This window comes from Dyella sp. EPa41 (genome assembly GCF_016586165.1).
GTDB lineage: Bacteria > Pseudomonadota > Gammaproteobacteria > Xanthomonadales > Rhodanobacteraceae > Dyella.
Genome location: NZ_BCPR01000051.1, coordinates 1 through 11,106, shown reverse-complemented (window position 1 = coordinate 11,106; position 11,106 = coordinate 1). Strand labels below are relative to the sequence as shown.

The following is an 11,106-nucleotide window of genomic DNA, read 5'->3' as shown; positions in this document are numbered from 1 at the left end:
AGGCCGTTCGCACTATCAGAGAAAATAGCGGAACGGTCGCCACGGGGCTCGATACACCGTGCGATTGGCGGCGGCGCGGCTGGCTCCCGCCATGCTGAGATAGAAATACGGGTTGAGCACGGAGATCTCGGTGATCTGGTCCACCGGCAGTCCGTTGCGCCGCGCCACCTGGCGAATCGCTTCGGGATTGGGGGCGTCGTAGACGCAATACGTCCTGGCATGGTCCGCACTCACGTAGGAGTGCAGCCAGGTCACGCCTTCCTCGGCATTGGTGTTGACGATGTCGACGCACTTGGCGGCGCCGGCGACGTTGGTGGGGAGCGAGAGTCCTTCCGGGAAGGAACGTTCGACGACATAACGCGGCATGGCGGCTTCCTCTTGGCATCGCAGCGCGTATCGGCTGCGAGCTCAGACTAGGAAGATGCCTTGCGGGCAACATCGGGGAAGTCCCCCAGATTGCCTCCGGTCATTACCCATATTGCGTGGCGTCGCGTCAGGCCGCGAGACGCTCGGTCAGGTAGGGTGCCACCGCGGCGTTGAGGGTATCCGCCATCTGCTGTGCCAGTTCGGCATAGCTGGCCGCCCGCGGTACGCGGGCGCGCTTGGAGGCCTGGGCGAGCACATCGACCTGCTTCGTGCCGCCCGCATCGGAAAGGCTGGCGAACAGGCAGGCGCGCGGCGAATCGAGGAACACGCGCATTTCGATCTGCGCGCGGGTTTCCAGCATGTCGTGGTCGCCGGGACGAACCAGGATGCTGAGCGAACGATGGCCGCGCCGGCGGAGCTGGCGCAGCCCTTCCTCGAGCTCGACCACCAGTTCGTGGCCGTAGGGAATGCACAGGTCGCGCAGCAGCACCGCTTCCATCTGCGCAACAGCCTTGCGCACTTCGTTCTCGATGCGACCAAGAAAGCCCGTGCGCAACTCGTGCCGCGTGTAATGCAGCGGCATCGTGGACACCTGCACGCGATCCTTGAGCACCAGCGTGGAATGATTGATGCGCGCGAAGCTCAGGCCGGCCGCTTCGTAGCTCTGGCCGGCATTGGTGCCGCTGATGCCGGTGAAGGCCGCCCAGGCGGCCTTGAGGTAGGCGATGTTCGGTGACGGTTGCAGCATGTCGTTCCCGCGCAATGGGGCGCCATGCGCACCCGTGATCGAGGCATGTCCCATGTATCGGCATGCCCGCGGGAAACTTCAGTCATCCGCCCGTTTCGCCGGCCGGTCAGGCGATCTGCCGTCGCAGCCTCTTGCGGAACCCGCTTCGAGGTCTGGACGTCCTTGCCGCCAAAAGCGTGACCTCTGTCCTACGCGATGGCGTCTTGATGCTTGCTATAACTGACACGACAGCGTTTTTCGCTGGCACCGTGGCTCCGCGCGCGGCTTGAAGGTGATGGGTGCCGGCTGACCGGCCGCGCCTGACTTGGCATGACTACCTGGGGAGAGAAGGGCATGACCCGATTGACGATCCGGCCGCTGCTGGCGGCCTGCCTGTTGGCAACGATGGGCAGCGCCCTGGCTGTGGACGATCCTGGCCAGGGCAACGGCATGCTGGGGTTTGCCCAGGATGGCGCGGCGGCGCAACAAAGCCTGGAGCAGCGCTTCGACGCCCTGCTCGATCCCGCCGACCAGCGCGAATGGCTCAGGCAGATGGCCTCGCAACCCAACCAGGTGGGCTCGCCGCATGACAAGGCCAATGCGGAGTTCATGCTGGCAAAGTTCAAGGAATGGGGCTGGGACGCGCGCATCGAGACGTTCAACGTGCTCTACCCGACGCCGAAGAAGGTGGCGCTGGAGCTCAAGGGCGACAAGCCATTCACCGCCAGGCTCAGCGAACCGGCCGTGGCGGGCGACGCCACGTCGGGCATTCGCGAAAACGCGTTGCCGCCCTACAACGTCTACGGTGGTGACGGCGACGTCACCGCGCCGCTGGTCTACGCCAACTACGGCATGCCGGACGACTACAAGGAACTGGCGCGTCGCGGCATCGACGTGCGCGGCAAGATCGTCATCACGCGCTACGGCGGCGGCTGGCGTGGCCTCAAGCCCAAGCTCGCGCAGGAGCACGGCGCCGTGGGCTGCCTGATCTATTCCGATCCGCACGACGACGGTTACGCGCATGGCGATACCTATCCCGATGGCGGTTGGCGCCCGGAGAACGGCGTGCAACGCGGCTCGGTGGCGGACATGCAGCAGTACCCCGGCGATCCGCTGACGCCAGGCTATGGTTCCACGCCGAATGCCAAGCGCCTGGCGCTGAAGGACGCCAAGACCGTCCTGAAGATACCGGTGCTGCCGATTTCCTATGCGGACGCCACGCCGTTGCTGAAATCGCTGACCGGTCCGGTGGCGCCATCGAACTGGCGCGGCTCACTGGCGTTGACCTACCACATGGGCCCGAGCACCGCGCCTGCGCATCTGACCGTGCAGTCCGACTGGGGCCAGAAGCCGATCTACGACGTGATCGCGGTGCTCAAGGGTTCCACCGAGCCCGACCAGTGGATCGTGCGCGGCAATCACCACGATGGCTGGGTGTTCGGCGCGTGGGATCCGCTCGCTGGCAATGTCGCGTTGCTCGCCGAGGCGAAAGCGATCGGCACGCTCTACAAGCAGGGCTGGAAGCCCCAGCGCACCTTGGTCTATGCGAGCTGGGACGGCGAGGAACCCGGCCTGCTCGGTTCCACCGAGTGGGCGGAGACGCATGCTGACGAGCTCAAGCAGAAGGCCGTGCTCTATCTCAACTCCGATACCAACGGCCGAGGCTTCCTGCGCGCCGAGGGCAGTCACTCGCTGCAGCACCTGGTGAACCAGGCCGCCGACAGCGTGACCGACCCCGAGACGAAGGTGAGCGTGCGCGAGCGCATGCGGGCGCGCGTGCTGGTGGATGGCAGCGAGAAGGACGCCAAGCCCGAGGCGAAGGAGATCGCGAAGCTGGCGGCGGCAGGCGGCGACGTGCCGATCGGCGCGCTGGGTTCGGGCTCCGACTACAGCGCGTTCCTGGAGCACCTGGGCATTGCCTCGCTCGACCTGGGTTTCGGCGGCGAAGACGACAACGGCGGCATCTACCACTCGCAGTACGATTCGTTCGATCACTACGTGCGCTTCGGCGATCCTTCGTTCGAGTACGGCGTGGCGTTGTCCAAGGTCGCCGGCCATGTGGTGTTGCGCATGGCCGACGCCAACGTGCTGCCGCTGCGCTTCAGCGATTTCGGCGACACGATGGACCGTTACCTGGGCGAGCTCCACAAGCTGGCGGACAACACCCGCAAAGACACGGAAGAGCAGCACAAGCTGCTGGACGGCAAGGCTTACGCGCTGGTGTCCGATCCGACGCGACCGGTGGCGCCGCCGGCACGCGACTCCGATGTACCCGACATCAAGCTCGCGCCGCTGGACGATGCCGTGAAGAAGCTCAAGGCGAGCACGCAGGCGTATGAAGCGGCCTACCAGGAGCGTGCCGCCGCAGGCCTGAAGTTCCCGGCGTCGCAGCAGCAGGAATTGAACGCGCTGATTGGCCGCATGGAGCAGTCGCTCTCCGACCGCTCGGGCCTGCCTGGCCGTCCATGGTTCCAGCACATGATCTACGCCCCCGGCATGCTCACCGGCTATGAAGTAAAGACCGTGCCGGGCGTGCGCGAGGCATTGGAGGCACGGCGCTGGGACGAAGCAAACCGCTATGCCGTCGTCACGGCGAAAACGCTGGACGGCTATCGCGCGCAGCTCGACAAGTTGACGGCGCTGTTGAAAAAGGCTTCCTGATCGCCTTGCCGAGGCCCCGTTCCGGCGCTCGCCGGGATGGGGCATCGCTGGCGATTCGATGAGCCTCAGGCCTGTTCCATCGTCAGGAAGCCGGGCTTCCGGTGCTTCGGCAACTGCTTGATCTCCCACTCGGCACGCGACGCCGCCGCGCGGCTTTCATACGCACGCGCGCCGATCAATCGCAGTGGCGGGTGCGAGCGCGTGTAGCGGGCGCCTCGACCCGAGGCATGTGCCGCGTAGCGCGCATCCACATCGGTGGTGATGCCTGCGTAGAACGATCCGTCCTGGCATTCGAGCAGGTAGAGCCACCAGGTGCGTGCTGTGGTCGAGGACATGCGGCGAGGCGATCTTTTCGGTGCGCGGCAGTGTGCCGCGTTCGCCTCGCCGCGACAAATCCCGGTTATGCCGCCTCGGTTCGCAACATGAGCCTGGCGAAGAAGGCAATGATCCAGCCGAACAAGAGCATCGCGGCCAGGTTCGCGACGAAGCTGAAAACGCTGAAGTGCGGCACGCTGTGCAAGGCCGAGAGTGGGACGACCACGTAGTTCATCACCGCGAAGACGACCGCGCCGTAGGCGATGCCCCAGGCTGTCCACAGGTTTGGCCTGGCAACGCGTTTGCGCAGGAGCACGACGAAGATGGCGGCGATGACGATGGACATGATCCATTGCAGCACCAGGCCCAACACGGCGTTGCCCATGCCGCCGGCGAGTGATCCGCGACCGAGCAGGCCGCCCGCGACGTACTTCAGGATGACGATGGGGCTGTAGCCGCTGATCAGCGAAGCTGCACCGATGTCCACGGTGCCGGCGACGAAGCCGCCCCAGAGGATGGCGGCGAGGGTGGAATGACGCGTACGGGGCATGACGGTCTCCAGGTCACTGGTCTCCCGCGGACGCGGGGGCTATCCAGGCCGGGCTACTCTAGTGGCTGTTCCGTGGCGGGGCGATGTGCCGTTTATCCTGGTTCTGCACGGCCTCGCCGGCAAGGATGCCCGGGAACGTCGAGCTGCGACGCCGAAACCTGGAAGGGCCATTTTCCCCGTGCGATTCGACCCACCGATCGGCGCCTCAGGTCATCCAGTGCGCCGCAGCGATGGACTCGATAGCATCGTCGGCATGTTGTTCTCCGACCCCGAAACCAGTCCCGTCGAAACGCTGGTCGCCGAGCTGCGCGATTACCCCGAGTGGCATCGCGGGCGCAAACGCTACGGTGTGTGGGTCTTGCCTGTCGTGCAGCCGGCCTTGCTCGATTACGTGGCACGGATGCGCCACGCCTTGGCGGACCTGTTGCATCCGAGCCCGAGGCGCCAGCCGCATGTGACGGTCTTTGTCTGCGGATTCCACCGGGCGCGTCGGCGCGCCGGCGATGACTTTTCATCCGGCCTGCTGCGCAGGCAATGGGCGCTGCTGCGCCGGGAGGCGCCGCGACGAGTGACCTTGCCGCTGGCGAAACCCGACAGTTTCGCCAGCGCCGCCTTCATCCCCGTGGGTGATGGCGAAGGCCAGATCGCGCGATGGCGCGAATGGCTGGGGAGCATCAGCGATGAGGTAAGACAGGCCTCCTACGTGCCGCACATCACCCTGGGCCTTTATCGGCGCAGCGTGGATGCGCTCACGATCAGGCAAAGACTGGCAGCGCTGGAAGCGCCGCCCGTTGCGCTGTGCGCTACCGAGCTGCACTACGTCACCTATGCGGCGCGCGACCCGCTGGGTCCGTTGCGGATGCAGCGCCGCTGGCGACTCCATGGGGATGCTGCGCCCCCCACGTGAATCGAGGCACGGCGACTGCCGTGCCTCGATATTCTTCCGGGCGACGCGTTACGGCTTGGCCGATGACGACGCGCTTGCCGGTGCATGTCCCTTGCTGTCTTTGGCCGGCTTGCCCGGTTCGCCCATATGGTCGCCGGAATGGCGGTACATCTGGTCGGCAACCTGTTTCTGCTCGGGCGAAAGCACGTCATAGAGATCGCTGAAGGCCGAGGCCAGTTTTTTCATGTTGTCTGCGTGGGTCTCGGTGAGATCCGCATACGACTTCATCGCATCGGGCGCGCTCATGGTCGGCAGCTTCCGGGCGCGTTCGCGGAAGGCCTGGTCTGCCTTGCGCGCGTTGTCGCGCATGGTCTGCGAAAAGGCGTCCCACTGCTTGGCTTGCTGATCGGTGATCTTCAACTGCGCATGCAGGTCGGCAATGCGGCGCTCGACGGCATCGGCATGCTTCTGCGCGTGATCCTTGGTCGATGGCGGCGTGGATGTCGGCAACTGTGGGCCCGAATGCTGCGCCAGCGCGGGGCCGGTGGCCAATGCAAACGCAATCAGCGCAGGCAGCGTCACGCTACGAATGGATGTTTTCATGACGGACTCCTTAGTTCATCCAAGGACAGGGCGGATCAATAGCCGTCATCCTCGTAATAGACGACGCCAGGCGGCGGCGGGGGAGGCGGCGAGGTGTACACCACCGTCGGCGGTGGTTGCGGCGTGTTCGAGTTCACGATCACCGCGCCGGCGGCAACGCCCAGCAGCGCGCCGGCCACGATGGCGCCGGTATCGTCGTGGTGCTCGTGGTACTCGTGATATTCGCGGTGGTCGTAGTGACCGTAGCGGTCGTGTTCGTAATGCGGCGGTGGTGGCGCGCGATCGTGGTGGTAGCGATCCTGGGCCATGGCCTGGAACGGCATGGCCAGCCATGCGACGGTCACCAAAGGAGTGACGATCCACTGCGGTAGTTGCTTGGTGTAGCGTGCTTTCATCGACATGCCCTCCGGCTGTGCGGTGGTGCGGCATGTCTCCAAGCGTAGGTGGCGCAACGTGCATGGGCGCCCAATGGGACGACCCCGCCGAACCTGCCTTCGGCCGCCGTTTGCTTATGTCGGTGCGACGTGAGCGCAGAGGCGGCGCTTCATGCGCCGCTCAGGCGCGCCGCCTCGCGTGAGAGGCGGCGCGCGTACCTCAACGAGTGATCATGAAGTCGATCTTCTCCAGGCCCTGCCGTTTCGCACGGGCGATGACGTCCGCAACCGCCTGATAGGAGGCGCCATCGGCCGGATCCACCAGCAGGCTGGGCGGCGACGGATGGCGAGCGGCCACGGCCAGCTGTGCTTCGAGCATGGCGGGATTGAGCGGAGCATCGTTCCAATACATCGACCCATCCGCATGGATGGCCAACCGGACCCTCTCCGGTGTATCGACGAGGGGCGTCTTTCCAGGCTGGGGCAGGTCGAGCTTCAGCTTGTGGGTGAGCACCGGTGAAGTGATCATCACGATCACCAGCAGCACCAGCAGGACATCCACCAGTGGCGTGACATTGATTTGCGCGAGGGGAACAGCCGAGACACGTGCAGAGAAAGCCATGGTTCTTCCTCCTGACGGCGTGATGTGGCATCGATGTGGGGCGCCGGGCGTGGGGACGCGTCGGCGGCTTCAGCATAGAACCACGTCGCCGGCCGGCGATAGTCCCGGCTGCTTGAACCGCCGAAGGCGCGGGTTGCGGTAATCTCTGCCGGGTTTCCCGAGGTGCCGCCCATGAACTCCCGTCGCACGCCACCTCATGTGATCCAGCCTGATCTGCTCGGGGGCGGGTCGGCGCCTGCACAGATCCATCGTCTCTTCTTCGCCTTGCTGCCGGACGAGGCGACGCGTTCACGCATCGAAGCGGCCACCTCCGACGTGGCGGCCTCGCAGCACCTGCGTGCGCGCATGATCCGTCCGGCGCGTTATCACGCGACGCTGCATTTCCTCGGTGACCATCCGAGGCTGCGCGAAGACATCGCCGCTGCCGCGGCGGCGGCCGGCGGCCAGGTGCGTGGCGATCCGTTCGAATGGGTGCTGGACAGCGCGTCGGGGTTCCATGGTCGCGAGCCGCCCTGCGTGTTGCGTTGCACGCAAACGCCTCCGGCATTGCAGGCCTTGTGGCAAGCGCTGCGCGAGGCGCTGCTGCGTGCCGGCCTGGGCGCTCATCTGTCGCGCAGCTTCACGCCGCACGTCACTTTTGCCTACAGCCGTGGTGCGGTGCCGCAGCCCGTGCCGGTGGAACCGATCCCCTGGCGGGTCGAGGGCTTCGCGTTGTTGCACAGCATCGTGGGCGGTGGTGACTACCGGACGCTGGATACCTGGCGATTGCAGCCGCGTTAGACGCGTAGACGTCTTGCAGGCCATTCGCCCGAAAAAAAAATGCCGGGCGGCTCCACCCATGGCGGCGGTAACAGGACATACTCACGGCTCCTCCCGATGCTGGTAAAGGCGCCATGCTCAAACCGCTGATCGCTTCGCTGTTGACCCTTTCCGTTGCCACGCCGGCCCTGGCCGCCACGCTGGATTCCAACCAGGCGCAGGCACGCGACATCTTCAGCCGCCTGATCGCCTTCAAGACGGAGATCGGGCAGGGCCAGGTGCCGGTGATGGCCAGGTACCTGGCCGACCAGTTTCGCGCGGCGGGCTTCCCGGATTCGGACATCCATATCATTCCGCACGGCGAAACGGCGGCGATGGTAGTGCGCTACCGCGGCGACGGCAGCGGCGGCAAGCCGATCGGGCTGATGGCGCACATGGACGTGGTGACCGCCAAGCCGGAAGACTGGCAGCGCGATCCGTTCAAGCTGGTCGAGGAGAACGGCTACTTCTATGGACGCGGCACCGAAGACATCAAGAGCGGCGTGACCGTGCTGGCGGCGAACTTCATCCGCCTCAAGAAGGAAGGCTTCGTGCCCACGCGCGACCTTGTCATCATCTATACGGGCGACGAGGAAACCTCGCAGGACACCATGGAAGACCTGGTCAAGAACCATCGCGACCTGGTCGACGTGGAATATGCGCTCAACACCGATGCCGGTGGCGGCGAGCTGAGCGAGTCGGGCAAGCCGCTGGTGTTCGGCGTGCAGACGGCCGAGAAGGCCTACGCCAGTTTCGAGCTGACCACCCGTAACCCGGGCGGCCACAGTTCGCTGCCGCGCAAGGACAACGCCATCTACGAGCTGGCCGACGCGTTGAAGAAGGTGCAGGCCTACCAGTTCCCCGTGATGTGGAACGACACCACCATCGCCTCGTTCAAGGCGCTGGGCGCCACCACGCAGGGCAAGCTGGGCGAAGCCATGCGGGCCTTCGCCAAGAACCCGCATGACGAAGCCGCCGCCGCGGTGCTGGCCGACGAGCCCTCGGAAGTGGGCAAGACGCGCACGACCTGCATCGCCACGCTGCTGCGCGGCGGCCATGCTGACAACGCCTTGCCGCAGTCGGCCACGGCCACGATCAACTGCCGCGTGTTCCCCGGCGTAGCCATCGACACCGTGCGCCAGGCGCTGCAGGACCAGGTGGGTGCGAAAGTGGAGGTCAAGCTGGTCGGCAAGGCCATCGCCAGCGATGCCTCGCCGCTGCGGCCGGACGTGATGGCGGCGGTTACCAAGGCGGTGCACTCCATTCGCCCGGGCGTGGCGATCACGCCGATCCAGGAGTCGGGCGCCACCGATGGCCTGTATTTCCGCGCCGTGGGCATTCCCACTTACGGCGTCAACGGCATGTTCATGAAAACCAGCGATGCGTTCGCCCACGGCCTCAACGAGCGCGTGCCGGTCAAGGGTTTCTACGACGACGTGGCCTACTGGCACGTGCTGCTCACCACCGTCGGGGGCAAACCCGGCGCGAAGTGAGCTTCGTCCGGGTATGCCGAAATTCCTGGTGCGGTTTGCCCCGTGGGGGCGCAGAATGGCGCCCCACACCTGACTACGGAGTTCGTCATGCGTCCGACCGTTCTAGCCGTGCTGGTTGCTCTCGCTTTGCCTGTCGCCTCCGCGGTGGCCGCGCCGCAGGCGCACTCGAATGTCCCCGCCTACGTCACCGAGGCCATCCACGACCCCGCCCGCAAGAACGACGTCGGCGACGACGACCGCCGCAAGCTCGCCGACCTCATGACCTTTGCCGAGGTGAAGCCCGGCCAGGTGGTGGTGGACCTGATACCGGGCAGCAGCTATTTCACGCGCGTGTTCAGCACGATCGTGGGCCCCAAGGGCAAGGTCTACTCGGTGTGGCCGAATGAATACGGCATCGAGGCGAAGTCCGACGTGCAGACGTCCAAGGCGCTCGTGGCCGATCCGCACTACGCCAACGTGGGCGTGCTGATGGTGCCGGCCAAGGAGTTCAAGACGCCTGAGCCGGTGGATCTCGTGTTCACCTCGCAGAACTACCACGACTACCCCGACAAGTTCATGGGCAATGTCGATCCGGCGGTGTTCGACAAGCAGGTCTTCGACTCGCTCAAGCCGGGTGGCCTGTTCGTGATCATCGACCACGTGGCCGAAGCGGGTTCGGGCATGCGCGACACCGATACGCTGCATCGCATCGATCCCGCCATCGTGAAGAAGCAGGTGGAATCGGTCGGCTTCAAGTTCGACGGCGAAAGCGATGTGCTGCGCAATCCGGCCGATCCGCATAACATCAAGGTCTTCGACAAGGCGATACGCGGTCACACCGACCAGTTCGTCTACCGTTTCCGCAAGCCTGGCTAATGCTTTGACCGATCCCCAAGGTTCCAGCGCGGAGGAGGGCGCCACGGTGCCCTCCAACGATCCACCTCCCACGCGCCCCCAACGCCCTGACGACGAAGACTGCTGCGGCCAGGGCTGCGTACCCTGCATCTTCGACCTCTACGACGAGGCGATGGGCCGCTACCGCGAAGCACTGGCCGCGTGGAAGGAACGCCATCCCGGCGAATCCCCCGAGTAGCTCGGCGCACCGCGCATGCCTCTGTAGGAGCGCACCCAGTGCGCGACCACGGATTGCACAGAACACCAGGCACAGCATGAACGCCGCGGTCGCGCACCGGGTGCGCTCCTGCCGGGCGCGCTTTACACTGCCCGCCTCGCTAGACCGGATGTCCCGATGCATTCCCGATTGCTCGCCCTTGTCGCTGGCCTGCTGCTGGCCTCAGGCGCCTCCTTCGCGCAGACGCCCCACACCGTCCTGCTCGAAGACCTCACCTGGACCGAGATTCGCGACCAGGTCCAGGCGGGCAAGACCACCATCATCATTCCCATTGGCGGCACCGAGCAGAGCGGCCCTGGCATCGCCGTGGGCAAGCACAACGCGCGCGCCGCGTATCTCTCGAAGAAGATCGCCGAGCGGTTGGGCAATGCGCTGGTCGCGCCGGTCGTCGCCTATGTGCCCGAGGGCGGCGTGGCGCCGCCGAGTTCGCACATGCGTTTCCCCGGCACCATCACCGTGCCGGACGCGGTCTTCGAGCAGATGCTGGAATCCGCCGCCCAGAGTTTTGCGGTGCATGGATTCCGCAACGTGGTGTTCCTGGGTGACCATGGCGGCTACCAGAAGGACCTGGACCGCGTGGCGGCCAAGCTCAACAAGGCA

At 65.6% G+C, this 11,106-nt stretch carries 14 protein-coding genes; 7 read left to right on the top strand and 7 right to left on the bottom strand.

Going from position 1 to position 11,106, the window contains the following annotated elements; genetic code table 11:
* Positions 1–15: 15 nt before the first annotated feature.
* Together JMF82_RS15425 and JMF82_RS15420 are read right to left on the bottom strand one after the other, a co-directional pair.
* The gene (locus JMF82_RS15425) at positions 16–366 is read right to left on the bottom strand and encodes a DUF4242 domain-containing protein (protein WP_201315443.1); all 351 of its coding nucleotides are present in this window, start codon (positions 364–366) and stop codon (positions 16–18) included.
* Positions 367–493: 127 nt separating this feature from the next.
* Complete coding sequence (locus JMF82_RS15420; protein WP_201315442.1) at positions 494–1,114, bottom strand: hypothetical protein; 621 nt, start codon at positions 1,112–1,114, stop codon at positions 494–496.
* Between the two features lie 333 nt (positions 1,115–1,447).
* Between JMF82_RS15420 and JMF82_RS15415 the strand changes: the two genes are divergently transcribed.
* Positions 1,448–3,754 (top strand): transferrin receptor-like dimerization domain-containing protein, encoded by a 2,307-nt coding sequence (locus JMF82_RS15415; RefSeq protein WP_201315441.1) that lies wholly within the window; start codon positions 1,448–1,450, stop codon positions 3,752–3,754.
* A gap of 65 nt (positions 3,755–3,819) precedes the next feature.
* On the opposite strand, the gene JMF82_RS15410 is transcribed toward JMF82_RS15415, so the two are convergent.
* Together JMF82_RS15410 and JMF82_RS15405 are read right to left on the bottom strand one after the other, a co-directional pair.
* The gene (locus tag JMF82_RS15410; RefSeq protein WP_201315440.1) at positions 3,820–4,089 is read right to left on the bottom strand and encodes a GIY-YIG nuclease family protein; all 270 of its coding nucleotides are present in this window, start codon (positions 4,087–4,089) and stop codon (positions 3,820–3,822) included.
* A gap of 65 nt (positions 4,090–4,154) precedes the next feature.
* Positions 4,155–4,619, bottom strand: a complete 465-nt coding sequence (locus JMF82_RS15405; RefSeq protein WP_201315439.1) for a hypothetical protein — start codon at positions 4,617–4,619, stop codon at positions 4,155–4,157.
* 253 nt (positions 4,620–4,872) lie between these two features.
* On the opposite strand from JMF82_RS15405, the gene JMF82_RS15400 reads away from it, so the two are divergent.
* Positions 4,873–5,526 carry a 2'-5' RNA ligase family protein gene (locus JMF82_RS15400; protein ID WP_201315438.1) on the top strand — a complete coding sequence of 218 codons (654 nt, stop codon included), beginning with the start codon at positions 4,873–4,875 and terminating at the stop codon, positions 5,524–5,526.
* Between the two features lie 48 nt (positions 5,527–5,574).
* Here the strand turns inward: JMF82_RS15400 and JMF82_RS15395 are convergent, their stop codons facing one another.
* The 3 genes from JMF82_RS15395 to JMF82_RS15385 all read right to left on the bottom strand — a co-directional run bounded on the left by JMF82_RS15395 (position 5,575) and on the right by JMF82_RS15385 (position 7,104).
* Complete coding sequence (locus JMF82_RS15395) at positions 5,575–6,108, bottom strand: Spy/CpxP family protein refolding chaperone (protein ID WP_201315437.1); 534 nt, start codon at positions 6,106–6,108, stop codon at positions 5,575–5,577.
* A gap of 35 nt (positions 6,109–6,143) precedes the next feature.
* Entirely contained in the window at positions 6,144–6,503 is a 360-nt protein-coding gene (locus tag JMF82_RS15390) for a hypothetical protein (protein WP_201315436.1), read from the bottom strand.
* Between the two features lie 199 nt (positions 6,504–6,702).
* Positions 6,703–7,104 (bottom strand): biopolymer transporter ExbD, encoded by a 402-nt coding sequence (locus JMF82_RS15385; protein WP_201315435.1) that lies wholly within the window; start codon positions 7,102–7,104, stop codon positions 6,703–6,705.
* 171 nt (positions 7,105–7,275) lie between these two features.
* Between JMF82_RS15385 and JMF82_RS15380 the strand changes: the two genes are divergently transcribed.
* The 5 genes from JMF82_RS15380 to JMF82_RS15360 form a co-directional block, all read left to right on the top strand.
* Positions 7,276–7,884, top strand: coding sequence for a 2'-5' RNA ligase family protein (locus JMF82_RS15380; RefSeq protein WP_201315434.1), 609 nt, complete (start codon positions 7,276–7,278; stop codon positions 7,882–7,884).
* 113 nt (positions 7,885–7,997) lie between these two features.
* A complete protein-coding gene (locus JMF82_RS15375; protein ID WP_201315433.1) occupies positions 7,998–9,395 on the top strand; it encodes a M20/M25/M40 family metallo-hydrolase in 1,398 nt (465 codons plus the stop codon).
* Positions 9,396–9,482: 87 nt separating this feature from the next.
* On the top strand, positions 9,483–10,250 hold the full coding sequence (locus JMF82_RS15370; protein WP_201315432.1) for a class I SAM-dependent methyltransferase: 768 nt from the start codon (positions 9,483–9,485) through the stop codon (positions 10,248–10,250).
* A gap of 4 nt (positions 10,251–10,254) precedes the next feature.
* Positions 10,255–10,467 (top strand): oxidoreductase-like domain-containing protein, encoded by a 213-nt coding sequence (locus JMF82_RS15365; protein WP_236585497.1) that lies wholly within the window; start codon positions 10,255–10,257, stop codon positions 10,465–10,467.
* A gap of 156 nt (positions 10,468–10,623) precedes the next feature.
* Positions 10,624–11,106, top strand: a 483-nt coding sequence (locus tag JMF82_RS15360; RefSeq protein ID WP_201315431.1) for a creatininase family protein, incomplete at its 3' end; no start/stop codon positions are given.

What these genes read in the sequence shown, in the direction of transcription:
- JMF82_RS15380 (WP_201315434.1), top strand. Translation starts at nt 7,276, where the DNA reads ATGAACTCCCGTCGCACGCCACCTCATGTGATCCAGCCTGATCTGCTC.
- JMF82_RS15395 (WP_201315437.1), bottom strand. Translation starts at nt 6,108, where the DNA reads ATGAAAACATCCATTCGTAGCGTGACGCTGCCTGCGCTGATTGCGTTT.
- JMF82_RS15375 (WP_201315433.1), top strand. Translation starts at nt 7,998, where the DNA reads ATGCTCAAACCGCTGATCGCTTCGCTGTTGACCCTTTCCGTTGCCACG.
- JMF82_RS15410 (WP_201315440.1), bottom strand. Translation starts at nt 4,089, where the DNA reads ATGTCCTCGACCACAGCACGCACCTGGTGGCTCTACCTGCTCGAATGC.
- JMF82_RS15370 (WP_201315432.1), top strand. Translation starts at nt 9,483, where the DNA reads ATGCGTCCGACCGTTCTAGCCGTGCTGGTTGCTCTCGCTTTGCCTGTC.
- JMF82_RS15385 (WP_201315435.1), bottom strand. Translation starts at nt 7,104, where the DNA reads ATGGCTTTCTCTGCACGTGTCTCGGCTGTTCCCCTCGCGCAAATCAAT.
- JMF82_RS15390 (WP_201315436.1), bottom strand. Translation starts at nt 6,503, where the DNA reads ATGAAAGCACGCTACACCAAGCAACTACCGCAGTGGATCGTCACTCCT.
- JMF82_RS15415 (WP_201315441.1), top strand. Translation starts at nt 1,448, where the DNA reads ATGACCCGATTGACGATCCGGCCGCTGCTGGCGGCCTGCCTGTTGGCA.
- JMF82_RS15420 (WP_201315442.1), bottom strand. Translation starts at nt 1,114, where the DNA reads ATGCTGCAACCGTCACCGAACATCGCCTACCTCAAGGCCGCCTGGGCG.
- JMF82_RS15425 (WP_201315443.1), bottom strand. Translation starts at nt 366, where the DNA reads ATGCCGCGTTATGTCGTCGAACGTTCCTTCCCGGAAGGACTCTCGCTC.
- JMF82_RS15400 (WP_201315438.1), top strand. Translation starts at nt 4,873, where the DNA reads ATGTTGTTCTCCGACCCCGAAACCAGTCCCGTCGAAACGCTGGTCGCC.
- JMF82_RS15405 (WP_201315439.1), bottom strand. Translation starts at nt 4,619, where the DNA reads ATGCCCCGTACGCGTCATTCCACCCTCGCCGCCATCCTCTGGGGCGGC.